This is a genomic window from Photorhabdus sp. RM71S (genome assembly GCF_042879355.1).
GTDB lineage: Bacteria > Pseudomonadota > Gammaproteobacteria > Enterobacterales > Enterobacteriaceae > Photorhabdus > Photorhabdus kayaii.
Genome location: NZ_JBHFKV010000001.1, coordinates 41,988 through 65,674, shown reverse-complemented (window position 1 = coordinate 65,674; position 23,687 = coordinate 41,988). Strand labels below are relative to the sequence as shown.

The 23,687-nt window shown below is 40.4% G+C and carries 15 protein-coding genes and 1 pseudogene; 12 read left to right on the top strand and 4 right to left on the bottom strand.

From position 1 onward, the window contains the following. The first annotated feature begins 89 nt into the window (after window positions 1–89). From ACGF5R_RS00250 to rluB, 7 genes are all read left to right on the top strand, one after another. The gene (locus ACGF5R_RS00250) at window positions 90–3,611 is read left to right on the top strand and encodes a Tc toxin subunit A (RefSeq protein ID WP_387689105.1); all 3,522 of its coding nucleotides are present in this window, start codon (window positions 90–92) and stop codon (window positions 3,609–3,611) included. Further along, window positions 3,604–7,695: a neuraminidase-like domain-containing protein gene (locus ACGF5R_RS00245; RefSeq protein WP_387689102.1), complete on the top strand. Its 4,092-nt coding sequence runs from the start codon at window positions 3,604–3,606 to the stop codon at window positions 7,693–7,695. The genes ACGF5R_RS00250 and ACGF5R_RS00245 overlap by 8 nt, the downstream gene beginning before the upstream one ends. A gap of 127 nt (window positions 7,696–7,822) precedes the next feature. Then, complete coding sequence (locus tag ACGF5R_RS00240; RefSeq protein ID WP_387689099.1) at window positions 7,823–9,691, top strand: glycoside hydrolase family 18 protein; 1,869 nt, start codon at window positions 7,823–7,825, stop codon at window positions 9,689–9,691. 201 nt (window positions 9,692–9,892) lie between these two features. Next, a complete protein-coding gene (locus tag ACGF5R_RS00235; protein ID WP_112875896.1) occupies window positions 9,893–10,753 on the top strand; it encodes a PHP domain-containing protein in 861 nt (286 codons plus the stop codon). 27 nt (window positions 10,754–10,780) lie between these two features. Further along, window positions 10,781–11,401 carry an L-threonylcarbamoyladenylate synthase gene (locus ACGF5R_RS00230; RefSeq protein WP_112875897.1) on the top strand — a complete coding sequence of 207 codons (621 nt, stop codon included), beginning with the start codon at window positions 10,781–10,783 and terminating at the stop codon, window positions 11,399–11,401. Window positions 11,402–11,854: 453 nt separating this feature from the next. Further along, window positions 11,855–12,442 carry a C2 family cysteine protease gene (locus ACGF5R_RS00225; RefSeq protein WP_262980037.1) on the top strand — a complete coding sequence of 196 codons (588 nt, stop codon included), beginning with the start codon at window positions 11,855–11,857 and terminating at the stop codon, window positions 12,440–12,442. Between the two features lie 362 nt (window positions 12,443–12,804). Beyond that, window positions 12,805–13,737 carry a 23S rRNA pseudouridine(2605) synthase RluB gene (rluB, locus tag ACGF5R_RS00220; RefSeq protein WP_112879405.1) on the top strand — a complete coding sequence of 311 codons (933 nt, stop codon included), beginning with the start codon at window positions 12,805–12,807 and terminating at the stop codon, window positions 13,735–13,737. A gap of 36 nt (window positions 13,738–13,773) precedes the next feature. On the opposite strand, the gene cobO is transcribed toward rluB, so the two are convergent. Both cobO and ACGF5R_RS00210 read right to left on the bottom strand, forming a co-directional pair. Continuing rightward, window positions 13,774–14,370, bottom strand: a complete 597-nt coding sequence (gene cobO, locus ACGF5R_RS00215; protein WP_370446080.1) for a cob(I)yrinic acid a,c-diamide adenosyltransferase — start codon at window positions 14,368–14,370, stop codon at window positions 13,774–13,776. Continuing rightward, window positions 14,370–15,134: a YciK family oxidoreductase gene (locus ACGF5R_RS00210; protein ID WP_387689095.1), complete on the bottom strand. Its 765-nt coding sequence runs from the start codon at window positions 15,132–15,134 to the stop codon at window positions 14,370–14,372. Before ACGF5R_RS00210 ends, cobO begins: the two co-directional genes overlap by 1 nt. A 297-nt stretch (window positions 15,135–15,431) precedes the next feature. Here ACGF5R_RS00210 and catA point away from each other — a divergent pair, with 297 nt between their 5' ends. Next, a complete protein-coding gene (catA, locus tag ACGF5R_RS00205; protein WP_387689092.1) occupies window positions 15,432–16,076 on the top strand; it encodes a type A chloramphenicol O-acetyltransferase in 645 nt (214 codons plus the stop codon). Window positions 16,077–16,824: 748 nt separating this feature from the next. Next, window positions 16,825–17,871, top strand: a complete 1,047-nt coding sequence (gene sohB, locus ACGF5R_RS00200; protein WP_112879402.1) for a protease SohB — start codon at window positions 16,825–16,827, stop codon at window positions 17,869–17,871. A 165-nt stretch (window positions 17,872–18,036) separates the two neighbouring features. On the opposite strand, the gene ACGF5R_RS00195 is transcribed toward sohB, so the two are convergent. Then, window positions 18,037–18,216, bottom strand: coding sequence for a hypothetical protein (locus ACGF5R_RS00195; RefSeq protein WP_146747924.1), 180 nt, complete (start codon window positions 18,214–18,216; stop codon window positions 18,037–18,039). A 58-nt stretch (window positions 18,217–18,274) separates the two neighbouring features. Here ACGF5R_RS00195 and ACGF5R_RS00190 point away from each other — a divergent pair, with 58 nt between their 5' ends. Beyond that, the gene (locus ACGF5R_RS00190) at window positions 18,275–19,105 is read left to right on the top strand and encodes an alpha/beta fold hydrolase (RefSeq protein ID WP_387689089.1); all 831 of its coding nucleotides are present in this window, start codon (window positions 18,275–18,277) and stop codon (window positions 19,103–19,105) included. A 103-nt stretch (window positions 19,106–19,208) separates the two neighbouring features. Here ACGF5R_RS00190 and ACGF5R_RS00185 read toward each other — a convergent pair. Further along, window positions 19,209–19,408, bottom strand: a pseudogene (locus ACGF5R_RS00185) (DUF2498 family protein); the annotation flags it as partial. A gap of 351 nt (window positions 19,409–19,759) precedes the next feature. On the opposite strand from ACGF5R_RS00185, the gene topA reads away from it, so the two are divergent. Both topA and cysB read left to right on the top strand, forming a co-directional pair. Further along, window positions 19,760–22,360: a type I DNA topoisomerase gene (gene topA / locus ACGF5R_RS00180; RefSeq protein ID WP_387689086.1), complete on the top strand. Its 2,601-nt coding sequence runs from the start codon at window positions 19,760–19,762 to the stop codon at window positions 22,358–22,360. Between the two features lie 304 nt (window positions 22,361–22,664). Beyond that, window positions 22,665–23,639 carry an HTH-type transcriptional regulator CysB gene (gene cysB / locus ACGF5R_RS00175; protein ID WP_112879399.1) on the top strand — a complete coding sequence of 325 codons (975 nt, stop codon included), beginning with the start codon at window positions 22,665–22,667 and terminating at the stop codon, window positions 23,637–23,639. Window positions 23,640–23,687: the final 48 nt, after the last annotated feature.

Below are 23,687 nucleotides of genomic sequence, written 5' to 3'. Positions count from 1 at the left end.
CTTTAAAAAATCTCACTACTTAAAATGGTTATAGTCTCTATAACTGTTCTGTTCAGGTGTTTCCGATTAATTAGGTTGGGAATAATATAATGGATAAATATAAAAGCATTTCTCGTGAAAAACAGGATATAACAAAAGTATCACCATTATTAGCTGCGGTGGCAGAAATCAAATCGTCAAAATCGCCATCAGGTTATATGTTATTAAACGCAGTAGAGAAAGAAGATAATTCCACTATCACGCTGGTTAATACACTCCAGCGTCTGGGATATCACTCAATTTTTGATATTGTAGAAGTATCAAAGCAACGATTTATTAAACGCCATAATCAATCTTTATCAGGTCATGCAGAGGTAATTTTTGATAAAGCAGTGAGTGCGGCTAATCAATTGGTACAAAGTTATCGGCAAAGACAATTGAGGGATTACGATGGCGCATCATTAACAAAAGCGAGTCATCAGGCAAGATATTTTTCTTATAGCAATAATGATGCAGATGAGAAAGAAAAATTACCTGATTACAGTAACCTATTTCCTGAGCCTTGGGATAGCTTCTGTCAGCCAAACGCTATTGAATCTCTTGACAGTCCGGTAAATTACCTGCTTGATCTTTATAAGTTTGTACAACAAATAGAGTTAGATGGCTCTAATAATGCCGTGGGGTTGGAGCAAAGGCGTGCTGATATTCCTGACTTATTACTTAATAGTGATAATCTTTACAAAGAGATCACGGCAATATCTATTGTGAATGATGTTTTGTCGAAAAGTGCCAGGGAATATATTGATCAGACAGGTCAGGCGGAAAAACCGGTTAATCAGGTTTTGGGAGAGACTCGTTTTCCCTTTACATTACCCTATAGTTTACCCTCGCAACAGATCAATAAAGGTTTGGCCGAAAAAGAGACTGAATTAGGTACAGTTATTCAGCAAGTGAATCAACAATTTCCTTGGCATATCTTAACGGAAAAACGTGATCAGGCTCTGCTTGCTTATACTCAATTAAGTAAGGAGCAAATGAGTTTACTGACAGAGAAAAGCCCATTTGCGCAAAACTTTTTATCACGCGAACAACTTATTAATAGCTATTTCAGCACAAGTACAACAGAAATATTGCCTGAACGTGATGTTGCAAAACATGCTTATATTATTCATGCTGATGAAAATATCACTGGCCCGACATTATTGAGTGATAATGTTGATAAAGCTTATGATGAAATTGTCGTTACCTGTGAAAATAAAGCTAAAGAGACGATCAAAGTTAAACTTCGTGGTGAAAATGTTCTGACCTACAATCGCATAAAAGCGAGGATGGAGCCTTTCGATAATTCATCACCATTTAGCCGACAGTTAAAATTAACTTATGTAGAAAGTGATAATAGTGATATCGGTAATTTAGATAATGGTCCTTTCTTTGGTGAAATGACAGTTTATGCCGCGATACCCAAAGAAAGTACAAATAATACCACGGTAAATATTGAAGGCATTAATTTTCTGACCATGACTTATCGTTTTGCTATTGCTAAGCAAGGGACTGCACAATCAGAATTATTGCCAGAAGCAGAAAAATTTTTCCAAGATAACTATGGCGTTTCTGCGGATGAACGTGTGAAATTAACAGAGATTTTATCTTTTGGTCAACAAACAGGATCGAAAGTGACAGATCTCGAACACCTGTTTAGTAGTGGTGATTTCCGGCCTTTAGTGTCGCCAAATGTGGTATTTTCTAATCCTATCTTCGATAGTGGGCAAACATCAGAACACTTTCCTGCACCTTATCACTATGGTGGAATTTATATAAATGTGGGGCAATTAGACGCATTAAGCATTGTGAGAACGGACTCAGGACGGGAAATAGATGCAGTTTCTGATTTTCGTTATGATCGAATGAACCGCTTTATTCGTTTACAGCGTTGGTTAGCGTTACCTTATCATCAGCTTGATTTATTGGTAATTTCAGCAATAAAAGCTGAGACTAATAATACCGATTTGGCTATCTCTAATAATACATTAAGAGCATTAGGTTTATTCCGTCATTTATCGACACAATATAAAGTATTACCGGAGACGTTTGCCGGATGGATATATCAAATTACGCCATTTGCTATTAGCAATAATATTCCATTTTTTGATCAACTATTTAATCAGTCTAAACTTTTTGATCAGCCTTTAATTCTGGATGGGAAAGAATTTAATTATACGGAAAATCAAGGAGATGGCGCAAAAACAGTTAAACAATTATGTGCAGGGTTAGCTATTTCTTTATCCACGTTTCAAGTGATTGCGCCTATCGTTGAGAAAGCATTGAAACTCTCTTCTGGCAAATTAGTGCGTAATCTTGATGTCGTATCCAGACTTTATCGCTTGGTGACTATTCCACGATTATTTGGTTTTTCTGCGGAAGATGGATTAATTCTGGTGGATATTTTAACGGATAAAAGCGAATATCTGGCAAATATACCGGATTTAGGAGAGAAAGATGACATCCTCAGTATTATTGCCCAAATGGAGGTTTTAACTTCCTGGCTCACTAAAACTAAACTGACACCAATTAAGCTTTCTCTATTATTAGGTAAAACTCAGCTTCCGGTCGTGCCAACAAGTGGTATGTTAACTTTTTATAAAGGAATTTCTGACGGTCTTACTGATAATGTACGTTTGCAAATCTCTGATTTTAATCGGCAAGAAATAAATGGTACAGATTGGTGGACCATTTTGTCAGATGAAAATGGTGTTTTTGATAGGGATAATGGATTAATCAAAGATATTCCGTTGGTATGGGGAAAAACAGATGAAGAATCTCTGAGGAAAAAGATAGAAGATATTGTAGCGAATAAAATTCCAGATGATAATCAAATTAATATTGTCGTACAGATTATATTGCAAGCTAAAACCGCACAAGAAAGTCTATTATCTAGCGCTATTGCGGGTGAATATGGGGTATCAAGAGATATTGTGCCACTACAATTGCGTTGGTTAGGAAGTAGTGTTTATTCAGTGTTGAAAATGGTGTTAGATAATACATCAGAAAAAGTTGAAGATATTAAAAAAGAGTTTCTGGATTTAACCTATAGTCTGTTAATTTATACCCAATTAATTAATGCGTTGAGCATAGGTAATAATCTATTGTTATTGCGCCTGACAAATCCTAAATGGCTTGGACTAACCATAGATGAAACAACAGAAATATCATTATCTTTAGATGAAATTTTCCTATTGAATCGCTATCAAGATTTACTGGAAAATGCGACACAAAATGAAGATAAGGTTCAGGAATATTTTACTTTTGCTAACAGTGAAATTTTACCGAAGACGGAAGAGGATGATAATAATTATAAATGTGCGCAATTACTGGCTGAAATTTTAGATTGGGGTCCTGATGAAATTTATCTTGCTTGCGATAAAGGAGGATTAGAAAGAAAACGTGCGATGACCTTATCCCAAATAGATTGGATACGACGGCTACAACAATTTTCTGTGAAAACTAATTTATCCGTTGAGCCTTTATTAGGTGCTGGTGCACTTGATGTTAATTCAGATTTTGAAGCTTTCCAAAGCATCGGTGAAGCAGTAATGGCTGCATTAAAAGCGCAAGGAGATAATGAGAATGTCTAATTTAATTGAAGCAAAATTACAGGAAAATTTGCGTGATGCATTAGTTGATTATTATCTTGGTCAGATTGTTCCGCATGATACTGCTTTTCAATCCTTGCGTGAAAGAATTCAAAATGTTGATGACTTGTATGATTTTCTATTGTTAGACACTCAGGTCTCTTCCAAAGTAAAAACAGCCCGTATCGCACATATTACCCAATCTATACAACAATATATTAACCGTATTGTTTTGAATTTAGAGTCAGGTTTATCGATGACTCAGGAAGAGGCAGATAATTGGCAGGAGTTTGCTAATCGTTATGGTTATTGGGCGGCAAATCAACAACTGGCTATTTACCCGGAAGTCTATGTTGATCCCACATTACGTTTAACCAAAACAGAATTCTTTTTCCAACTTGAAAGCGCACTTAATCAGGGTAAGCTCACCGATGATGTTGCTCAGAAAGCGATATTGGGATATTTGAATAACTTCGAAGAGGTCAGTAATTTAGAGGTTATTTCTGGCTACGAAGATGGTATTGATATTGCCGATGATAAGGTCTATTTCATTGCTAAAACACGAACTCAACCTTACCGTTATTTCTGGCGAACTTTAGATGCCAAACAGCGTAATAATCAGACTGATGAACTTTATCCTACCGCCTGGAGTGAGTGGAAGCTGATTAATGTTCCTTTGGAAAATGCGTGTAACGGTATTGTTCGTCCAATTATCTTGAATAACCGATTATATATTAGTTGGTTTGAAGTCTCTGAAGAAAAACAAGATCAAGGTAATAGTATTAAATATCGTACCAAACTTAATTTGGCTCATTTAGCGTTTGATGGTACCTGGAGTACCGGCACTACCGTTCGTGAAGATTTACTTGATCATTCTATGAAAGAGTTGATTGCGGTTCTCGATCGTACCGGAGACGTTGAACGTTTAGCGTTGGTGGCATTTGTACGTATGCAGGGTACAGGTAATGATGGAAAAGCATACGATTATGACGAAGTTTTTACCTATGTTTGTGACAATTTATTAATGGAAGCAACGGATTTGCCTAAATCCACTTCGAAGTTATCTGATCTGGATGCATATGGCGCTGCTTTAGTCTGGTTCTATTTCCGGGAACCCGCAAATGGAGGGCCGGACGAATATAAGCAATTGGTGCTTTACCCTGTTAATAATAATATGAAATGGCCGATAGCAGGGGAAAAAGAATTTGAAGGACAACTGGGTAAAATAGACGATTTCAAGCTGGATGCGACTTATGTTGACGGGACATTGAATATGTATCTTACGTCCACTTCAACGTATAAATATGATTTTAGCAGAAGCAAAAATATCCTTTATTGTATTTGGTTAGAAGATAGTCAGGGTGAACGCTGTTGGTTGAATTATAAAGTGCTTACCCCGGAAGATTATGATCCAAAGCTGAGTGTCACATTGAATCGATGCGATAGGAGTGATGTGACGGTTGTTACGGGTTTTAGTTTGCCGTCGGAAACTGGAGATATTGCAGGTAAAATTAAGCAAAAATTGAGTGTTGGGAAATTGCTCCGTGACAAGGTTCAGATTAAACAGACTAAACAAACTCAGTATTTGCAATTTCCAAAAGAAGAGCAACCAGAGGAACCATTAGAAAGTTGGTATTCTGACAAGGCGATTCGTCTAAATACCCTGTTTGCAAAAGAATTAATTAGTAAGGCGAGTCAAAAACTGGATAAAGTTCTCAGTTGGGAAACGCAAAATATTCATGAAGAGCCGATTACCGGTAATGTTTCAAAACCTATCGACCTTAAAGGGGCAAATGGTATTTATTTCTGGGAATTATTCTTCCATATGCCATTTATGGTGGCCTGGCGGTTTAATGTCGAACAGCGTTATGAAGAAGCCAGTCGCTGGATTAAGTTTATTTTTAATCCTTTTGAAAGTAATGACGAACCGGCGCTGGAACAAGATAAGCCACGTTATTGGAATAGTCGCCCGATCATTGACGAACCCAAGAGATTACGTAGTTTAATAGAACCGGCTGATCCTGATGCAATTTCTGCCAGTGAACCTATTCATTATCGTAAGGCTATTTTTAACTTCTACGTTAAGAATATTATCGATCAGGGTGACATGGAATATCGCAAGTTACAGCCTACTGCCAGAACGGTGGCACGTCTGAGCTATGCAACGGCAAGTTCATTATTAGGTGCGCGTCCTGATCTCCAATTAGCCAGTTCATGGCAGCCGATAACTCTTGAGGATGCATTATATAAGAAGAGTAGCACAGTACGTGCATTGGAGATGATAAGTTATCCTTTGCCTTATGCCCCGGTGGTTCATGATAAAACGATTCGTGCGCTGGATAATGATCTCTTTATGAAACCGATTAATGAAGAGTTAACGGCCCTGTGGGATAAAATAGAAAGCCGGATTTACAATTTACGGCATAATTTAACGCTGGATGGTAAAGAAATTTCTATGGATCTTTATGATTCGAAAATTTCTCCTCGTGGATTAATGAATCAGCGTTATCAGCGGGTTGTTGCTGCCAGAAATGCCAGCAGAATGAATTTCAGAGTACCAAATTATCGTTTTGAACCGATGTTGGCGCGGGCGAAATCGGGTGTCGATACATTGATACAATTTGGCAGCACGTTGTTGAGTTTGTTGGAACGGAAAGATAATTTGAGTTTTGAATCATTTCAGATGGTTCAGAATAATGATCTCTACCGTTTTGCGGTTGACCTTCAGCAACAAGATATCAATATTAACCAAGCCAGTCTTGATGCGTTGCAAGTGAGTAAACAATCTGCTCAGGAGCGGTACGAACATTATAAAAGTCTTTATGATGAAAATATTTCGTCAACGGAACAGCAGGTTATTGAATTACAGGCTCAGGCATCTTCTGCTCTGTTGGCTTCACAAGTATCAAGAACAGCGGCGGCGGCACTGGATTTAGTTCCCAATATTTATGGATTGGCAGTTGGAGGTTCACATTGGGGGGCCGCTTTAAATGCTGTTGCTGAAATAGCAACCTTGAAACATCAATCCGATAGTACTAAAGCTGATAGCCTCAGTGTTTCTGAATCTTATCGCCGTCGCCGGCAAGAGTGGGAACTGCAATATAAACAGGCTGAATGGGAAGTAAAATCTATTGATCAGCAAATTAATATTCAGCAGTTGCAGGTTAGTGCCGCACGTAAGCGTTTGGCGCAAGTTGAAGCACAGCAACAACAATCTCAGGCACTGTTGGCGTATTTCTCCAGCCGTTTTACTAATGAAAGCTTATATACTTGGATGATTAGCCAGATCTCAAGCCTCTATTTGCAGGCTTATGATGCTGTTTCATCGTTGTGTTTATCCGCACAAGCCTCTTTACAATATGAACTTGGGCTAGGCGAGCAGAATTTTATTGATGGCGCGAGCTGGAATGATCTCTATCAAGGGCTGTTGGTCGGTGAAAATCTGAAATTGGCGTTGCAACGTATGGAACGCACTTACGTTGAGCAAAATTCGCGTAAATTGGAAATTATCAAAACGATTTCGCTTAAATCTTTATTGGGCGAGTCTTGGGAAGATAATCTCAAAGTGCTGAAATCACATAATGCAATCACCTTTAATTTGGATGAGTTAAAACAATTTGGTACGGATTATCCGGGTTTATTTAATCGGCGGATTAAATCAGTTTCAGTGACGCTGCCTATGTTAATTGGGCCTTATGAAGATATCTGTGCCAAACTAAGTTTGTCGGGTGTGAGCAGTTATACGACAAAAGCGGATCTCAAAACCGTTGAAAAAATGTTGAAAGAAGGAATTCGTGCGGAAACGCCTTATACGGTGCGCAGTATCCAGCCTAATCAACAAATTGCTTTATCTACGGGGATTAATGACAGCGGAATGTTCACGCTTAATTTCGATGATGAACGTTTCTTACCCTTTGAGGGGGTAGGAGTAGGATCGAGTTGGAATTTCCAATTTACCAATACCTCGCAGGATTTAGAAAGTTTGACCGATATTATTCTTCATATTCGATATACCGCGCAAGAAGGATCTGCATCATTTGGTCTGGCGGTTAAAGAGTTATTAAAAAAGGAAAACCCAGATTTGTGATAACGAGAATTAAGCATTAAATGAATCAGTCACCTGAATTTAAAATGCTTACTCATTATCTTTAACATTCAAATTAGCCTCTTCTAATTATGTGGAGGCTAAATATAAATCGCATTGGAGTTTATAAATGGTAAATAAATATACTTATACCTCATCGAAATCCATGTCCGACATAAGTGATATTGTTGGTGAGCCATTAACTGCATGGAATAATCAGGCAGGCGGCCAAGTTTATAATGTTATTTTTAATAGTGGTGTTTATACCAATACTTATTGGGTTGAACGCTGGCATATTCCCGATCCTACGGCTAAAGAGGGAACACCGCATAATGCCTGGAAATATATTCGTCCAGCGACGGAAGATGAGATAAAACAGCACGGAAATCCTACCGATGGGCGCGTTGATCCAACCGAAGATATTCCTTCACCGGTTTTACAACCGGATGCTATTACAGAACAAACCTATCAACGGCCGGATGTTAATTTTAAACCTGATGGTTCAGCGGGTAACCTTTCTTATACTGCGACGCGTGTTTGTCGCCCGATGTTTAATGAATATGAAAGCGATAAATCCAGGCCAAAACTTTCTGCTTATATTACTGATTGGTGCCAATATGATGCACGTTTGGATGGTGAGGATAAAGGGGCTGGTGATCGGGGAAGAGGGTTTGATTTAAGCACTATCAAGGTCACCGCTTATGATAAGTTAATATTTAGCTTTTTGGGTATTTACGGTGATACTGGTGTGAAAGGGGATAAAATCAAAGAGGTTGCCGATGGTTGGAATAGCCAGAGTGAAATAAAAATTACTGAAGGCCATATTGTCCCTCTTGACCCTTATGGTGATTTAGGGACTGCCCGTAATGTGGGATTACCGAAAGAAAGCGCGAATACTGATATCGGTCCGGGAACATTCTTGCCTTATTATCAACAAAAGAGAGCTTCGGGTTTATTAGGTGGGTTACGTGAACTGCAAAAAACGGCGCGTTTAGCGGGTCATAAACTTGAATTAGCTTTTAGTATTGGTGGCTGGAGTATGTCCGGTTATTTCTCCGTGATGGCGGCTGAGGCGGCACTGCGTCGTGTTTTTGTTGACAGTATTGTTGATTTCTTTGAGCGTTTTCCTATGTTCAGTTGTGTCGATATTGACTGGGAATATCCTGGAAGCCCGGGAGAGGAAGGTAATGTTATTAGTGATAAAGATGGAGAACATTACGCTCTGTTAATTAAAGAATTACGTGAATCTTTGGATAGTCGATTTGGGCGAGAGGATAGAAAAGAGATCTCCATTGCTTGTAGTGGTGTAAAAGCGAAATTAAAAACCTCTAATATTGCTGAATTAGTCAAGAATGGTCTGGATAATATTTACTTAATGAGTTACGACTATTTTGGTACCGGGTGGGCACCTTATATCGGCCATCATACTAATCTCTATTCGCCAAAAGATCCTGATCCATCAGATGCGTCTGATTTATCCGCGGAAGTTGCTATCAATTACCTACATCAGGAGCTTGGCATACCTTTGGAGAAAATTCATTTAGGTTATGCTAACTATGGCCGTGCGGGCAAAGGGGCAAATCTTGAAACGCGCGAATATAATAAAACTGGCGATGCATTAGGAACAATGGAAAAAGGTTCACCTGAATTCTTTGATATTGTTAATAATTATCTGGATAGTGAACACACTCTCGCTAGCGGGAAAAATGGCTTTGTGTTAATGACAGATACCAATGCTGATGCTGATTTCTTGTTTAGTGAAAAAGAGGGACACTTTATCTCATTAGATACCCCTCGCACGGTGAAGCAAAAAGCGGAATATGTCGCTAAGAATAAACTGGGAGGCATATTTTCTTGGTCAGGCGATCAGGATTGTGGCTTGTTGGCAAATGCGGCCAGAGAAGGGATGGGCTATATTGCCAAATCTAATGATGAAACCATCGACATGGGGCCACTCTATAATCCGGGTAAGCCCTATTATTTGAAATCTATTGGTTAGGTGAAGAAAAACGCCGGTTAATTTTTCTTTGCCAATAAAAAGGGATATTGCTTTTCTTATCTGTCAGTTTTTTCATTCTTAAAATAATCATGTTCAACCCGATATTCTAGGGCTGAACATGATTATTTCTGTAAAACGCGACCATTTACCGTTAAGCTATCCCATCAAGCGTTTTAAGCTATTTGGGCAGAGAAAGGGATAATGACAAATTCAGCCACTGAGTTAGTAACAATTTACGATCTGCATAGCCATACGACTGCATCGGATGGTTTACTTTCACCAGCAGAATTGGTCGAACGAGCGGTGGCAATGGGCGTTAATGTATTGGCCGTGACTGATCACGATACGACAGACGCTATTTTGCCAGCCCATGAATATATCAACCAACATGATTTGCCATTAAAGCTCATATCAGGGGTTGAGATATCCACCTTGTGGCAAAATATCGAGATTCATATTATTGGTCTGAACATTGATATTCAGTCAAATGCAATGATTGAATTACTTAATAAACAATCTGAACTCAGGAAAGAACGAGGAATTGAAATAGGTCGCAAGCTGGCAAAGGTGGGTATTTCCGATGCTTGGGCAGGAGCGAGCCGATTAGCGAATGGCGGACAAGTAACACGAGGCCATTTTGCCCGTTATTTAATTGAAATGGGCAGAGAGCCAACAATGGCGAAAATATTTAAAAAATATCTGGCAAAGGGAAAAATCGGATACGTTCCACCGCAATGGTGTACAATTGAACAAGCTATTGATGCCATTCATCAATCAGGTGGTCAAGCAGTCATTGCGCATCCGGGACGATATGATTTATCGACCAAATGGTTGAAGCGTCTGATTGCCTGGTTTAAACAACATGGTGGTGATGCAATGGAAGTTGCACAGTGCCAGCAGGCACCTAACGAGCGGCAATATCTCGGTCAGTTGTCACGGGAATATGATTTGATGGCTTCGTTAGGTTCTGATTTTCACCAGCCTTGTTCATGGATAGAGTTAGGGCGTAAATTGTGGTTACCCGGTGATGTGGTACCAATATGGCGTAACTGGTCACTGTAGGGGCAGCATAAAATTAAGAGGTAATTTATGAGCCAGTTTTTTTATATTCATCCAGATAATCCGCAGCCCCGCTTAATAGGGCAAAGTGTGGATGTGTTGAAAAAAGGAGGGGTGGTTGTTTACCCCACTGATTCCGGTTATGCGATTGGTTGCCATCTGGAAGATAAAGATTCGATGACTCGGATATGTCGTATTCGCCAGTTAGACAGTCATCATAATTTCACCTTAATGTGCCGGGATTTGTCGGAGATATCGACTTATGCTTATGTCGATAATTCGGCTTTTCGTCTGATTAAGAATAATACTCCGGGCAATTACACGTTTATTTTGCGAGCGACGAAAGAAGTACCTCGTCGTTTGATGAATGATAAGCGGAAAACCATCGGGTTACGTGTTCCATCTAATCCAATTGCTTTGGCGCTTCTTGAACAGGTGGGTGAACCATTGATGTCCACTAGCCTGATTTTGCCGGGCAATGATTTTGCTGAATCTGATCCTGAAGAAATTAAAGATAATTTGGGAAAACGGGTTGATCTGATTATTCACGGGGGTTATTTAGGGCAACAGCCTACCACCGTAATTGATTTAACTGAGAATACGCCGGTTGTAATACGGGAAGGGGCTGGCAATATCACGCCATTCTTATAAGCTACGCAGTAATTATTTTCAGAATCTATATAAAGCCTGTGTATTATACGCAGGCTTTATACCCGTTATCTTTCAAGTTGCCTCTTTGTTGGCTGCACTCGCTCACCCCAGTCACATAGTTACCTATGCTCCCGGGGATTCTCTCCCTTGCCGTCGCGATGCATCTTGAAATCCATAGGGTATATATTTTTGATTTTTTAATTGAATAGAAATGGTTATTGTTGTTTCGAATTATTAATGCTGACTCAATAAAATAAAATAAAATAAAATTATCATCTATTTAATAATTAAGTTGATTTTAATAACGTGATAAGGAAATATTTACCTCACCCAAGGTAAGTTTATTTGCTAATTATTTAATTATATTATTAGGTAAAAATCTTTGGGCTGGCTATTTAATATAAATAACAGCGTAAGGTTATCCATCCATTATAAAATCAAGGGATATTGAAAATGTCAGTTATTAATTTCTCCGATAAACCAGTTGATGTCGCTAATGTTCATACATGGCAGAAATCACCAGATAGAGATTTAATCGCATGTGGACGTGACGCATATGCTGAAAAATCAGTGCAAGAAGCATTGAGCGGAGATCCTGATAAAGCGGTAAAATTAAGTGAATTAAATGATATTCTGGCTGCTTGTGAACCTTTTGACTTTAAAGGCGTCACGTTATATGCAAAAGATCCGGTATTGGCCTTAATTAAAGCGTTATCAGAGAAGAATGGTTATTTATTGGATGATTCATATCCTCCTGAGCAATGGCAAAGCGGGGGAGTTGATAAGCATAACCGTATTAAAGATTTTATTGAATCCCCTAACATGTTTATTAAAGGGATAGAGATGATCGATATGGGCCAGCTTTATCTTGGTAATTGCGGCTTTGTTAGCACCATTGGGGCAATTGCATCCCATCCTGAAGGGCATAATTTGTTATTTTCTGTTATCTATCCGCCGGTTTATAACCCAACGGGGGTTTATTCGATCAGAATCATCAATCAATCGACAATGGGTTATTTATTGATCGGCGATGATCTCTAATGTGTAATTAATTGACCGTCAGAATGGCTAGTATGAAATGTGATCAGTGTTGGGTTTTTTAATCCTGATAATGGGGAATCTGTTATATTAAATGTCGGTAAATCGCGATAAGGATGGAGATATTGTTACCTTACGCCAGCCATGATGTTTTCAGTTTTCGTGTGATGGGAATTGCTGGATTAGAATCATTGTGTCTGAAATTAGTGTAGAATGCTCGGCCACGGATTAGAATGTATGAGCTATTTTCTAGCATTCTATGCTATCAAATGTATTAAAATCAGTTTGTTATGATTGAATTCTATCATAACGTATTGATTGATATATAACACGACGCCTGTGAAGGCGACAACAGAGGTTGCTCAATGAGCGGTAAGATACAGAAATCTGAAAAGTTACAGAAAATTCTCGCGCGTTCCGGTCACGGTTCCCGCCGCGAAATAGAAGGTTATATTCAACAGGGGCGCGTCAGTGTTGACGGTAAGATTGCGACTTTAGGTGATCGCCTTGAAGTTCAGCCCGCCACAAAAATCCGCCTCGATGGTCGGGTATTAAATATCAAAGAATCACAAAAAGCGGTTTGCCGTGTTTTGGCTTATTACAAACCAGAAGGTGAGCTTTGTACTCGTCATGATCCAGAAGGACGGCCAACGGTTTTTGATCGTCTGCCTAAATTGCTAGGTTCCCGCTGGATAGCGGTTGGGCGTCTGGATGTGAATACCTGTGGTTTGTTGCTATTTACCACGGATGGTGAACTGGCTAATCGCTTGATGCATCCAAGCCGTGAAGTTGAACGCGAATATGCTGTCCGTGTCTTTGGTGAAGTTGATGATGCCAAATTGAAACAACTGGCTAAAGGGATTCAACTGGAAGATGGTCCAGCTTCATTCCGTACTATCGCGTTTAAGGGGGGAGAGGGGATGAATCAATGGTATAACGTCACGCTGACAGAAGGACGTAACCGTGAAGTTCGTCGTCTTTGGGAAGCAGTTGGTGTACAGGTGAGTCGTCTTATTCGTGTGCGTTATGGGGATATTAGTTTGCCAAAAGGCTTACCACGCGGGGGATGGACGGAATTGGGTCTGGAGCAGACTAACTATTTACGCCAATTAGTGGATTTGAATGAAGAGACGGTTTCCAAAGTGGCCGTTGGGCGTGATCAACGCCGTCTTAAAGCTAACCAAATCCGCCGAGCGGTTAAACGCCATGCTCAAGTCGCATCGCGTCCATCGGCAGGTAAACGTCCGGGCAGTTCACGCCAGAATGCGGGGCGAACAACCGCACCAAAAGGTCGTTAAGTTTTCTGGGTCTCGTGTGTTATAACGGGGCCTTTTTTACCAATCGATCCCTTTTTGTGCTTTAATGCCGGCGTCAAAGGCATGTTTTACCGGGCGCATCTCTGTCACGGTATCTGCCATTTCCAATAATTCACGATGACAGCCCCGGCCGGTGATAATAACGGATTGGTGTTCCGGTCGGTGGTTGAGCGCAGTAATAACTTCTTCCAGAGGAAGATAGCCATAACTCACCATATAAGTCAGTTCATCCAAGATAACTAGATCCAAATCGGGATTAGATAACATCTCTAACGCATAGCGCCATACCTGCTGGCAGGCTACAGTATCCGTTTCCCGGCTTTGAGTTTCCCAGGTAAAACCTGTTGCCATAACATGAAAATTCACTCCATGCTGTTCCAGCAGATTTTTCTCGCCATTCTCCCATTTCCCCTTGATAAACTGGATCACACCGGCGCGAAATCCATGACCTATCGCTCGGGTTACAGTGCCAAATGCCGCAGTGGTTTTGCCTTTACCATTGCCGGTAAAAACGATGAGAATACCCCGTTCTAACTGGGCGGCTTCAATACGAAAATCCACTTTTTCTTTTAGGCGTTGTTGCCTTTTTTGATGTTGGTTGTCATTGATTGTCATTATTCGGCTGGTCCTGCTTTGCGTCCGGGTTGGGCATCAAAACTGATGCCTGTTTTATGCAGACTATCGCTGCCCATAAGATAAAGATACAGTGGCATAATATCTGCCGGTGTTTTCAGTTTAGCAGAATTTTCGTTAGGGAATGCGCGGGAGCGCATATTTGTGCGTGTACCGCCGGGATTAATACAATTAACGCGTAGAGAAATGTGCTTATATTCTGCTGCTAAAACTTGCATCATGCCTTCGGTTGCAAATTTAGAGGCGGAATAGGCTCCCCAACCACAACGACCTTCGCGGCCAACGCTCGAACTGGTAAAGATTAATGAATCGTCAGGTGACTTCAATAATAGTGGTAATAAGGCTTGCGTTAACATAAAGGTCGCATTGACGTTGACTTGCATAACATCATGCCATAATTGCACTGGCTGCTCTGCCATCGGTGCGACAGCTCCCAGTAATCCTGCATTATGCAATACGCCATCCAGATGCGGATAATGTTGCGCTAAATCGCCAGCGAATGCCTGACACCCTTCGGCTGTGGCGGTAAGCAGATCCATGGTGTAAACAGTTGCAGGGGCCCCACCTGCTTGTTCAATCTCTTTTTGGACAGCTTCCAGTTTGTGTGTTGTTCTGCCAAGTAAGATCACTTGTGCACCGTAACGGGCATAGGTCAAAGCCGCTTCACGGCCAATACCCTCTCCAGCACCTGTCACCAAAATAATACGTTGTTGTAGGAGGTCATGTCTTGGTTGGTAATGTAACATTTGAAGATTTCCTGTTATTGATGGCGCGATTTGTTACCGTCGGAGGCCGTTCGGGCTATCAAAACAGAAAGTGATATATTGAGTCAAATTTGCTAAGGTTGATTGCTCAGGAGATAAACGGAGCATAGTTGCTGTGTTGGTAGTTATTTATTTTTAGCTAATGTATAATTTTTCTTCGTCAGAAACTGAGTATTTAATCCAATTTCATACCGGAGTGATTATGAGTCCAATACAAACAGAAAGAGCAGCCCTTCTAATTTAATCAATTTGTTAAATTTTACATTAGAAGGGGAAAACATGAATTACTCAAAGGTTGATATAGATCTCTGGGATAGGAAAGAGCATTTCTTGCATTACCGTAATGTTGTGCAATGCGGATTTAGTCTAACAGCAAAAATTGATATTACCCATTTGTTATCTTCGTTGGTAGAAAAACAATATAAATTCTATCCAACCATGATTTATTTAATATCAAAAGTTGTGAACTCTTATTCTGAGTTCAGAATGGCTATAAAAGATGAAGAATTAATTGTATGGGATGGTGTAAATCCTGCGTATACAATCTTTCACAAGGAAACAGAAACATTCTCAGCGACTTGGACTGAGTTCAATGCTGATCTGTCCGAGTTTATGAAAAACTATTCTGATGATTATGAAACCTATAAAGATGATCTTTGCTTTTTTTCTAAACCAGAACTACCTGAAAATCACTTTCACATATCATCAGTGCCGTGGGTAAGTTTTGATGGATTTAACTTGAACATTGCAAGTTTTATCGATTATTTTCCACCCATATTTACAATGGGAAAATTTTACCAAAATGGAAATCAAACTCAGTTGCCTTTGGCAATTCAGGTTCATCATGCTGCTTGTGACGGTTTCCATGTGGGGCGTGTTATTAATAATAATAAATTACAAGAGCTATGTAACGATTTTATTTAGTTAAAGACAACCTGAATTATTTATGGACTAAATATGCCGCGCATTTAATGCACGGCATTATAAAAAAATTCAGAGAGATATAAAAAACAGAGCAGCAGCGCTGGAGATAAAATCTCAACTAGAATAAAAACAACAGCAGATAACACCGATGATATTACTGTTTTTTTTACGTTTTTTCCTGAAATAAAAAAATAACTAAATATTGCAAATAATATAAAGAAAACAGTCAATTTTACTACATTTAATAAAATGAATATCATAGTCTTTTTCTCTCATTAATGAAGTTTGGGGTATACCCTATGGATTTCAAGATGCATCGCGACGGCAAAGGAAGAATCCCCGGGAGCATAGGTAACTATGTGACCGGGGTGAGCGAGTGCAGCCAACAAAGAGGCAACTTGAAGGATAACGGGTATGTAGCGATAACGATCTCTTTTCCCATTGTTCGATAATTTCCTGCTTCTCTTTCAGATAGTTGTAACAGTCAAGTAGTGGTAACAGTCATAGTGCTTGGTTGAAACGCCGGGTTTTTGTGATTCTGCAATCTAATCCCTCATTTTTGAACTGGTCCCCCATTTCTCTATCTAATGGTGTAGAATTAGCTACTGAGGCCGATATACTGGACGTTTTTATTTGTACATATTCGTATTTATTGAATGCGAATTAATTATAATATATTGTTTTTAAATGAAAAAAATTAAATGCATTTATTGTAAATTCATAGTCTAAGAAACAAAAGGTGGATTTTGTGGAGTACTTATCTCTTTACGGGTTGTTTTTAGCCAAAGTAGTTACATTGGTGTTGGCTGTTATTGCTTTGGCAATATTCGGTATTGGCATGGGAATGCGGAAATCCTCGCTAAAAGGAGAACTGAAACTCACCGACCTTGGTGAATCATATCGGGATAAACAGCGTCAAATGCAGCGGGCACGCATGACGGAAGCGGAAGGAAAAATCTGGCAGAAAGCGTTTAATAAGCAACAAAAGCTCGAATCCAAGCAGAAGAAAAGTGACGCTAAGGCAGGTCATAAAGGGTTACAGAAACCTTGTCTTTATGTGCTGGATTTTAAAGGAAGTATGGATGCACATGAAGTCGATTCATTACGTGAAGAGATTAGCGCAATTCTGGCCGTGGCAGATGCAAAAGATGAAGTGCTGTTACGTCTGGAAAGTCCTGGAGGCATGGTGCATGGCTATGGATTGGCGGCTTCTCAGCTTGCCCGTTTGCGTCAGAAAGGGATTCGCTTGACTATCGTCGTAGATAAAGTTGCTGCCAGTGGGGGCTATATGATGGCTTGTGTTGCTGATCGTGTAGTTGCTGCACCCTTTGCCATCATTGGTTCTATTGGCGTGGTCGCTCAGATTCCGAACATTCATAAGTTATTGAAGAAAAATGATATTGATGTGGAACTCCATACGGCTGGTGAATATAAACGTACACTGACTGTGTTGGGGGAAAATACAGAGCAGGGTCGGAAAAAGTTTCAGGAAGATCTGAATCAGACTCACGAACTATTCAAATCGTTTATTCATACTCATCGCCCATCACTTGACGTGGAAAGTGTGGCGACAGGCGAATATTGGTACGGCTCACAGGCGAAAGAGAAGGGATTGATTGACGAAATTGGTGTCAGCGATGATCTGTTGATTGCTCAAATAGATAACTGTGAAGTTATTGGTGTCAGTTATACACGCCGTAAACGCATGGTAGAGCGTTTCACCGGCAATGCAATGGAAAGTATTGATAAACTATTATTGCGCTGGTGGCAAAGAGGGGAGAAGCCTCTGCTTTAATTAAAATTCCGCTATTTTGAATCAATTATCTTGGCGTACCCCAAGGCGTTCTATTTCGACGTTCAGGGGTACCTTGATATATTGCTTAATTGTAGTGCTAATTGAATAGAGTGGCGCTTATTCTCACGATGTTATTCCCCTGAAAAGCCAGGTATTTTGGCCCTGTTAAAATATTACAGGTGTTACATAATTTGCTTTACATCCCCCTTCCTGCTTGTGATGAGCCGCAGGCTTTTCTACACCAATAGTTGATACTCTGGCTTTGCGTTTATGTGTTCTGTCTGGCTGATTTTCAAATAAATACAAGTCACTTTTGCACAGCGTTATTGGCGTCTTTAAACGCATTATGAAAATTCCCGAAGAATGGCAACTTACAATAATATTCATAAGGAAATAAAGTATTATGGCTATTTCACAATACGATATTCATACCAGTCATGCTGTCATCTCTGTTGCTGATACGGGAGGTGATGGGTTACCGGTCCTCCTTATACACGGTAATTCGAGTTGCAAAGACGTTTTTCGCCATCAAATTAACTGTTTTGGTGACGAATACCGGATTTTAGCGATTGATTTACCAGGGCACGGTGCTTCATCAAATGCAGTGGACCCTCGCCGGACCTATTCGATACCTGGTTATGCACTTTGCATCATCGAAGTACTGGAAAAATTAGGCATCGATAAAGTTGCTGTTTTCGGATGGTCACTGGGGGGACATATCGGTTTAGAGCTGATCCCGCGACTCCCAGGGATTGTTGGGCTAATGATTTGTGGCACGCCGCCGGTTAGTCCAGGCGCAGAGAATGTCAGTCTTGGATTTAAACCAAGCCGGTTTATGGCAATATCGGGTAAGGCTTCGCTGACAGAAGAGGAGATTACGGATTATACCCTGGCGTTGTATGGAGAAAACGCACTTTGTGAGCCATTTTTGAGATCCGCAGTGGCGCGGACCGATGGTTTGGCCCGGCAGTATATGTCTGAAGCGTCGGTTTCACCGGACGTTATGGATCAACGGTTATTGGTTGAAACAAACCCAACGCCACTGGCTATCGTTAATGGCGCAGAAGATTTATTCGTTAATATTGATTACATTAACGGGATAACCTACAAAAATCTCTGGACTGGTCAGGTGTATAACTTGCTCAACTTGGGACATGGGCCATTTTGGGAAGCACCAGAGCTGTTTAATCGTTTGATGGCGGGTTTTTTCTCTGATCTCACCTTAGAAATGTAATTAATACTTGTAGTTTACTGTCAGAGCTGTTTTATACCCGGCAGATATATTTTTATATCGTTTTTATATATCTGCCTATTCGTTGCTCAATAAATTTTTGTTATTAATTTTCGAGATAATATTGTTTCGACAGGATATGAGTCAGGTGTTTGAACATATTGAAAATAGCAGTACTTTTTACTGTGGGTAAACCATTTTCCCTTAGAAAAAATTCACCATTAATACTAATACATTTCCTTTTTGCTTTACGCTACTTATATACATACCATGAATAAAATCTTCACGTTGGCGGATAATATCGCTGGCTTTTTTTAGTCATTGTTCACCTTTAATCGGTGTTGTTCTGTTCTACCTTTTTCTATCCTTAATCAAAAATAATTTGTTGCGCATCATTTTTTATCAGGTAGAGTGTGAACTTTTCATCATGCAGATGGAAGATTTTGTTTACGGTGATCGCTTCATTCATTTGCATAGATCATGGGCGGTATCTAAAATACCTTAGATAATTCAATATGTTTCGAGTTTGGGAAAATCAACTGAATAAAAATAAGTTGATATATTGAGAATCTATCGCAATATAAAAAGAGGTTTTAAATACCGTGATATGGCGCAGTGAATTCCACCATCTGAAAAGATAATTAGGTAAAGATAACTATGGGTAAAGCTCTTGTAATAGTGGAGTCCCCGGCAAAGGCCAAAACAATCAACAAATATTTGGGGAGTGACTACGTGGTGAAATCCAGCGTTGGTCATATCCGTGATTTGCCGACCAGCGGCTCAGCCAGCCAAAAGAGTTCGAGCTCATCTACCGATAAGTCTAAGAAGAAGGTTAAAAAAGATGAGAAAGCTGCATTAGTCAACCGTATGGGCGTTGATCCATACCGTGGTTGGGAAGCGAATTATCAGATTTTGCCGGGCAAAGAGAAGGTCGTGGCAGAGCTAAAATCACTGGCTGAAAAAGTTGATCATGTTTATCTCGCAACGGATCTTGACCGAGAGGGAGAAGCCATTGCATGGCACTTGCGGGAAGTGATTGGCGGTGATGGCGATCGTTTTAGCCGGGTTGTTTTTAATGAAATCACTAAAAATGCCATCAAACAGGCATTTGATAATCCGGGTGAATTAAATATTCACCGGATAAATGCTCAACAAGCTCGCCGTTTTATGGATCGAGTCGTGGGTTATATGGTTTCTCCGCTACTGTGGAAAAAGGTGGCTAGAGGGCTATCTGCCGGTCGTGTGCAATCGGTGGCGGTACGCCTTGTAGTAGAAAGAGAGCGTGAAATTAAAGCGTTTGTACCGGTAGAATATTGGCAATTACATGCTGATTTGCTGGCGAAAGGCGAAATTTCACTGCATATGGAAGTGACCCATCAGCAGGGTAAACCGTTTAAGCCGGTTAATAGTGAACAAACTCAAGCCGCCGTCTCTTTACTGGAAAAAGCCCGTTACAAAGTGATCGATCGTGAAGATCGTCCAACCTCCAGTAAACCGAGTGCGCCGTTTATCACATCTACATTGCAACAGGCGGCCAGCACGCGTTTAGGGTTTGGTGTTAAAAAGACCATGATGATGGCTCAGCGTTTGTATGAGGCCGGATATATTACTTATATGCGTACTGATTCAACTAACTTGAGTCAGGATGCGCTGGATATGGTTCGTGGTTATATCAGTGATAATTTTGGCGATAAATACCTGCCAGAAGCAGCCAATACTTACAGCAGTAAAGAGAATTCACAGGAAGCGCATGAAGCGATTCGTCCTTCCAGTGTTGATATCATGGCAGAGCAACTGAAAGATATGGATGCGGATGCACAGAAGCTGTATCAGCTAATCTGGCGTCAGTTTGTGGCTTGTCAGATGACACCAGCGAAATACGATTCCACAACATTGATGGTACAGGCGGGTGATTTTGAATTGCGGGCCAAAGGTCGTACACTGCGTTTTGATGGCTGGACAAAAGTGATGCCTGTGTTACGCAAAGGTGATGAAGACCACACGTTGCCGGTTGTTGAAATTGGTATAGAACTTGATTTGCAACAACTGATCCCAAGCCAGCATTTCACCAAACCACCGGCACGTTACAGTGAGGCATCCCTGGTTAAAGAGCTGGAGAAACGCAGTATTGGTCGCCCATCCACTTATGCTTCCATTATCTCCACGATTCAGGAGCGTGGTTATGTTCGCGTGGAGAGTCGCCGTTTTTACTCGGAGAAAATGGGAGAAATTGTTACTGATCGTCTGGAAGAAAATTTCAACGAGCTGATGAGTTATGATTTTACTGCGCGAATGGAAGATCAGCTTGATCAGGTTGCAAGTAACAAAGCCGAATGGAAAGGGATTCTGGATGAGTTTTTCACAGATTTTAGTGAACAGCTAGACGTCGCCAATAAAGAGCCGGAAGATGGCGGTATGCGGCCTAATCCGATGGTAATTACCTCTATTGAGTGCCCGACATGTCAGCGCTCTATGGGCATTCGAACGGCAACCACGGGTGTTTTCTTGGGTTGTTCTGGTTATGCGTTATCACCTAAAGAGCGTTGTAAGCAGACGATAAACCTTATCCCTGAAAATGAGATTCTTAATGTCTTGGAAGGGGATGAGGCGGAAACAAACGCATTGCGCGCCCGTCGTCGCTGTAAAAAATGTGGTACAGCGATGGACAGTTACCTTATTGATAGCCAACGTAAGTTACATGTTTGTGGTAATAACCCGGCTTGTGATGGCTACAAAGTGGAAGAGGGTGAATTTCGTATTAAGGGATATGACGGTCCTGTTATCGAATGTGATAAATGTGGCGCTGAAATGCACTTGAAAATGGGGCGTTTTGGTAAATACATGGGCTGCACCAATGAAACTTGTAAAAATACCCGCAAAATCTTGCGCAGTGGAGAAGTCGCGCCACCAAAAGAGGATCCGGTTCCGCTACCAGAGCTTCCTTGTGAAAAATCTGATGCCTATTTTGTATTGCGTGATGGTGCAGCCGGTGTATTTTTAGCAGCAAATACTTTCCCTAAATCCAGAGAAACCAGAGCGCCGTTGGTAGAAGAGTTAGCGCGTTTTAAAGAACGTTTGCCGGAGAAATTACGCTATCTGGCTGATGCGCCTGTGGCGGATGCTGAAGGTAATAAAGCAGTTATCCGTTTTAGCCGTAAGACTAAACAGCAATATGCTTCTTCAGAGAAAAATGGCAAGGCAACGGGGTGGAGTGTGTTTTATGTTGATGGGAAATGGGTTGAGAAAGACAAAAAGTAACAATTTCTGACAGAATCAATACTCTCTTTTTCTCAGAAAAGGGATTATTTTCTTCTATTAAGCCAACCTTATAGGTTGGCTTTTTTCGCCTATTGGCATTATCTTAAAATATATGAATTAGAATCCGGTTAAACATTCATTATGAATTTTTAATTATTCGTTATATAAATATATAATCGTGTTATAGTGGTTATATGCGACAACAATATTATTTCTATTCGTTATAATAAATAGCAAACAGCAATATCAGTCCAGATTTCTAAGTCATAATTGTTCACAGCGTTTATTTTGGGATGGTGTTTATATGAAATTGCAACAGCTTCGTTACATCGTGGAGGTGGTAAACCACAACCTCAATGTTTCATCTACGGCAGAAGGACTGTATACCTCTCAACCCGGGATCAGTAAGCAGGTCAGAATGCTTGAAGATGAATTAGGTATTCAGATTTTTTCCCGTAGTGGTAAACACCTGACGCATGTTACTCCCGCAGGTGAAGAGGTTGTCCGAATTTCTCGTGAAGTATTATCTAAGATTGATGCAATACGGTCAGTTGCTAGTGAACATACTTATCCGAATCGTGGTTCGCTATATATTGCTACTACTCATACACAGGCCCGTTATGCATTACCTCCTGTGATTAAAGGCTTTATTGAACGTTATCCTCAGGTCTCTTTACACATGCATCAGGGGTCGCCAACACAAATTGCTGAAGCTGTCAGTAAGGGTAGTGCTGATTTTGCTATTGCAACTGAGGCACTGCATTTATATGAAGACTTGATAATGTTGCCTTGTTACCATTGGAACAGGACGCTGGTGGTCACGTCGGATCACCCGCTGGCAGGTAAAGAGAGTGTTTCAATTGAAGAACTGGCTGAATATCAACTGGTCACTTATACATTTGGTTTTACCGGTCGTTCTGAGTTAGATGTCGCATTCGATAAAGTGGGCTTAAAGCCTAAAATTGTTTTCACTGCGACAGATGCTGATGTCATTAAAACTTATGTCCGGTTAGGATTAGGTGTGGGGGTTATTGCCAACATGGCGGTTGATCCGGTGCAGGATAATGACCTTGTTTGCATTGATATGCGTGATAAATTCAGCTACAGCACAACTAAGATTGGTTTTCGTCGCAGTAGTTTCTTGCGCAGCTACATGTATGATTTTATGTGGCGTTTTGCGCCTCACCTGACACGTGATGTTATTGATCAGGCAGTTGCTTTACGCTCAAATGAAGATATCGAAGTCATGTTCAAAGATATCAAATTACCAATCGTATAATGAAATAATTAGGGAGCTAATGTTGCGATTAGCTCCCTAATTTTGCTT

What these genes read in the sequence shown, in the direction of transcription:
- rluB (WP_112879405.1), top strand. Translation starts at nt 12,805, where the DNA reads ATGAGCGGTAAGATACAGAAATCTGAAAAGTTACAGAAAATTCTCGCG.
- ACGF5R_RS00230 (WP_112875897.1), top strand. Translation starts at nt 10,781, where the DNA reads ATGAGCCAGTTTTTTTATATTCATCCAGATAATCCGCAGCCCCGCTTA.
- ACGF5R_RS00235 (WP_112875896.1), top strand. Translation starts at nt 9,893, where the DNA reads ATGACAAATTCAGCCACTGAGTTAGTAACAATTTACGATCTGCATAGC.
- ACGF5R_RS00250 (WP_387689105.1), top strand. Translation starts at nt 90, where the DNA reads ATGGATAAATATAAAAGCATTTCTCGTGAAAAACAGGATATAACAAAA.
- ACGF5R_RS00225 (WP_262980037.1), top strand. Translation starts at nt 11,855, where the DNA reads ATGTCAGTTATTAATTTCTCCGATAAACCAGTTGATGTCGCTAATGTT.
- ACGF5R_RS00245 (WP_387689102.1), top strand. Translation starts at nt 3,604, where the DNA reads ATGTCTAATTTAATTGAAGCAAAATTACAGGAAAATTTGCGTGATGCA.
- catA (WP_387689092.1), top strand. Translation starts at nt 15,432, where the DNA reads ATGAATTACTCAAAGGTTGATATAGATCTCTGGGATAGGAAAGAGCAT.
- topA (WP_387689086.1), top strand. Translation starts at nt 19,760, where the DNA reads ATGGGTAAAGCTCTTGTAATAGTGGAGTCCCCGGCAAAGGCCAAAACA.
- cysB (WP_112879399.1), top strand. Translation starts at nt 22,665, where the DNA reads ATGAAATTGCAACAGCTTCGTTACATCGTGGAGGTGGTAAACCACAAC.
- ACGF5R_RS00195 (WP_146747924.1), bottom strand. Translation starts at nt 18,216, where the DNA reads ATGCGTTTAAAGACGCCAATAACGCTGTGCAAAAGTGACTTGTATTTA.
- ACGF5R_RS00190 (WP_387689089.1), top strand. Translation starts at nt 18,275, where the DNA reads ATGGCTATTTCACAATACGATATTCATACCAGTCATGCTGTCATCTCT.
- ACGF5R_RS00240 (WP_387689099.1), top strand. Translation starts at nt 7,823, where the DNA reads ATGGTAAATAAATATACTTATACCTCATCGAAATCCATGTCCGACATA.
- ACGF5R_RS00210 (WP_387689095.1), bottom strand. Translation starts at nt 15,134, where the DNA reads ATGTTACATTACCAACCAAGACATGACCTCCTACAACAACGTATTATT.
- cobO (WP_370446080.1), bottom strand. Translation starts at nt 14,370, where the DNA reads ATGACAATCAATGACAACCAACATCAAAAAAGGCAACAACGCCTAAAA.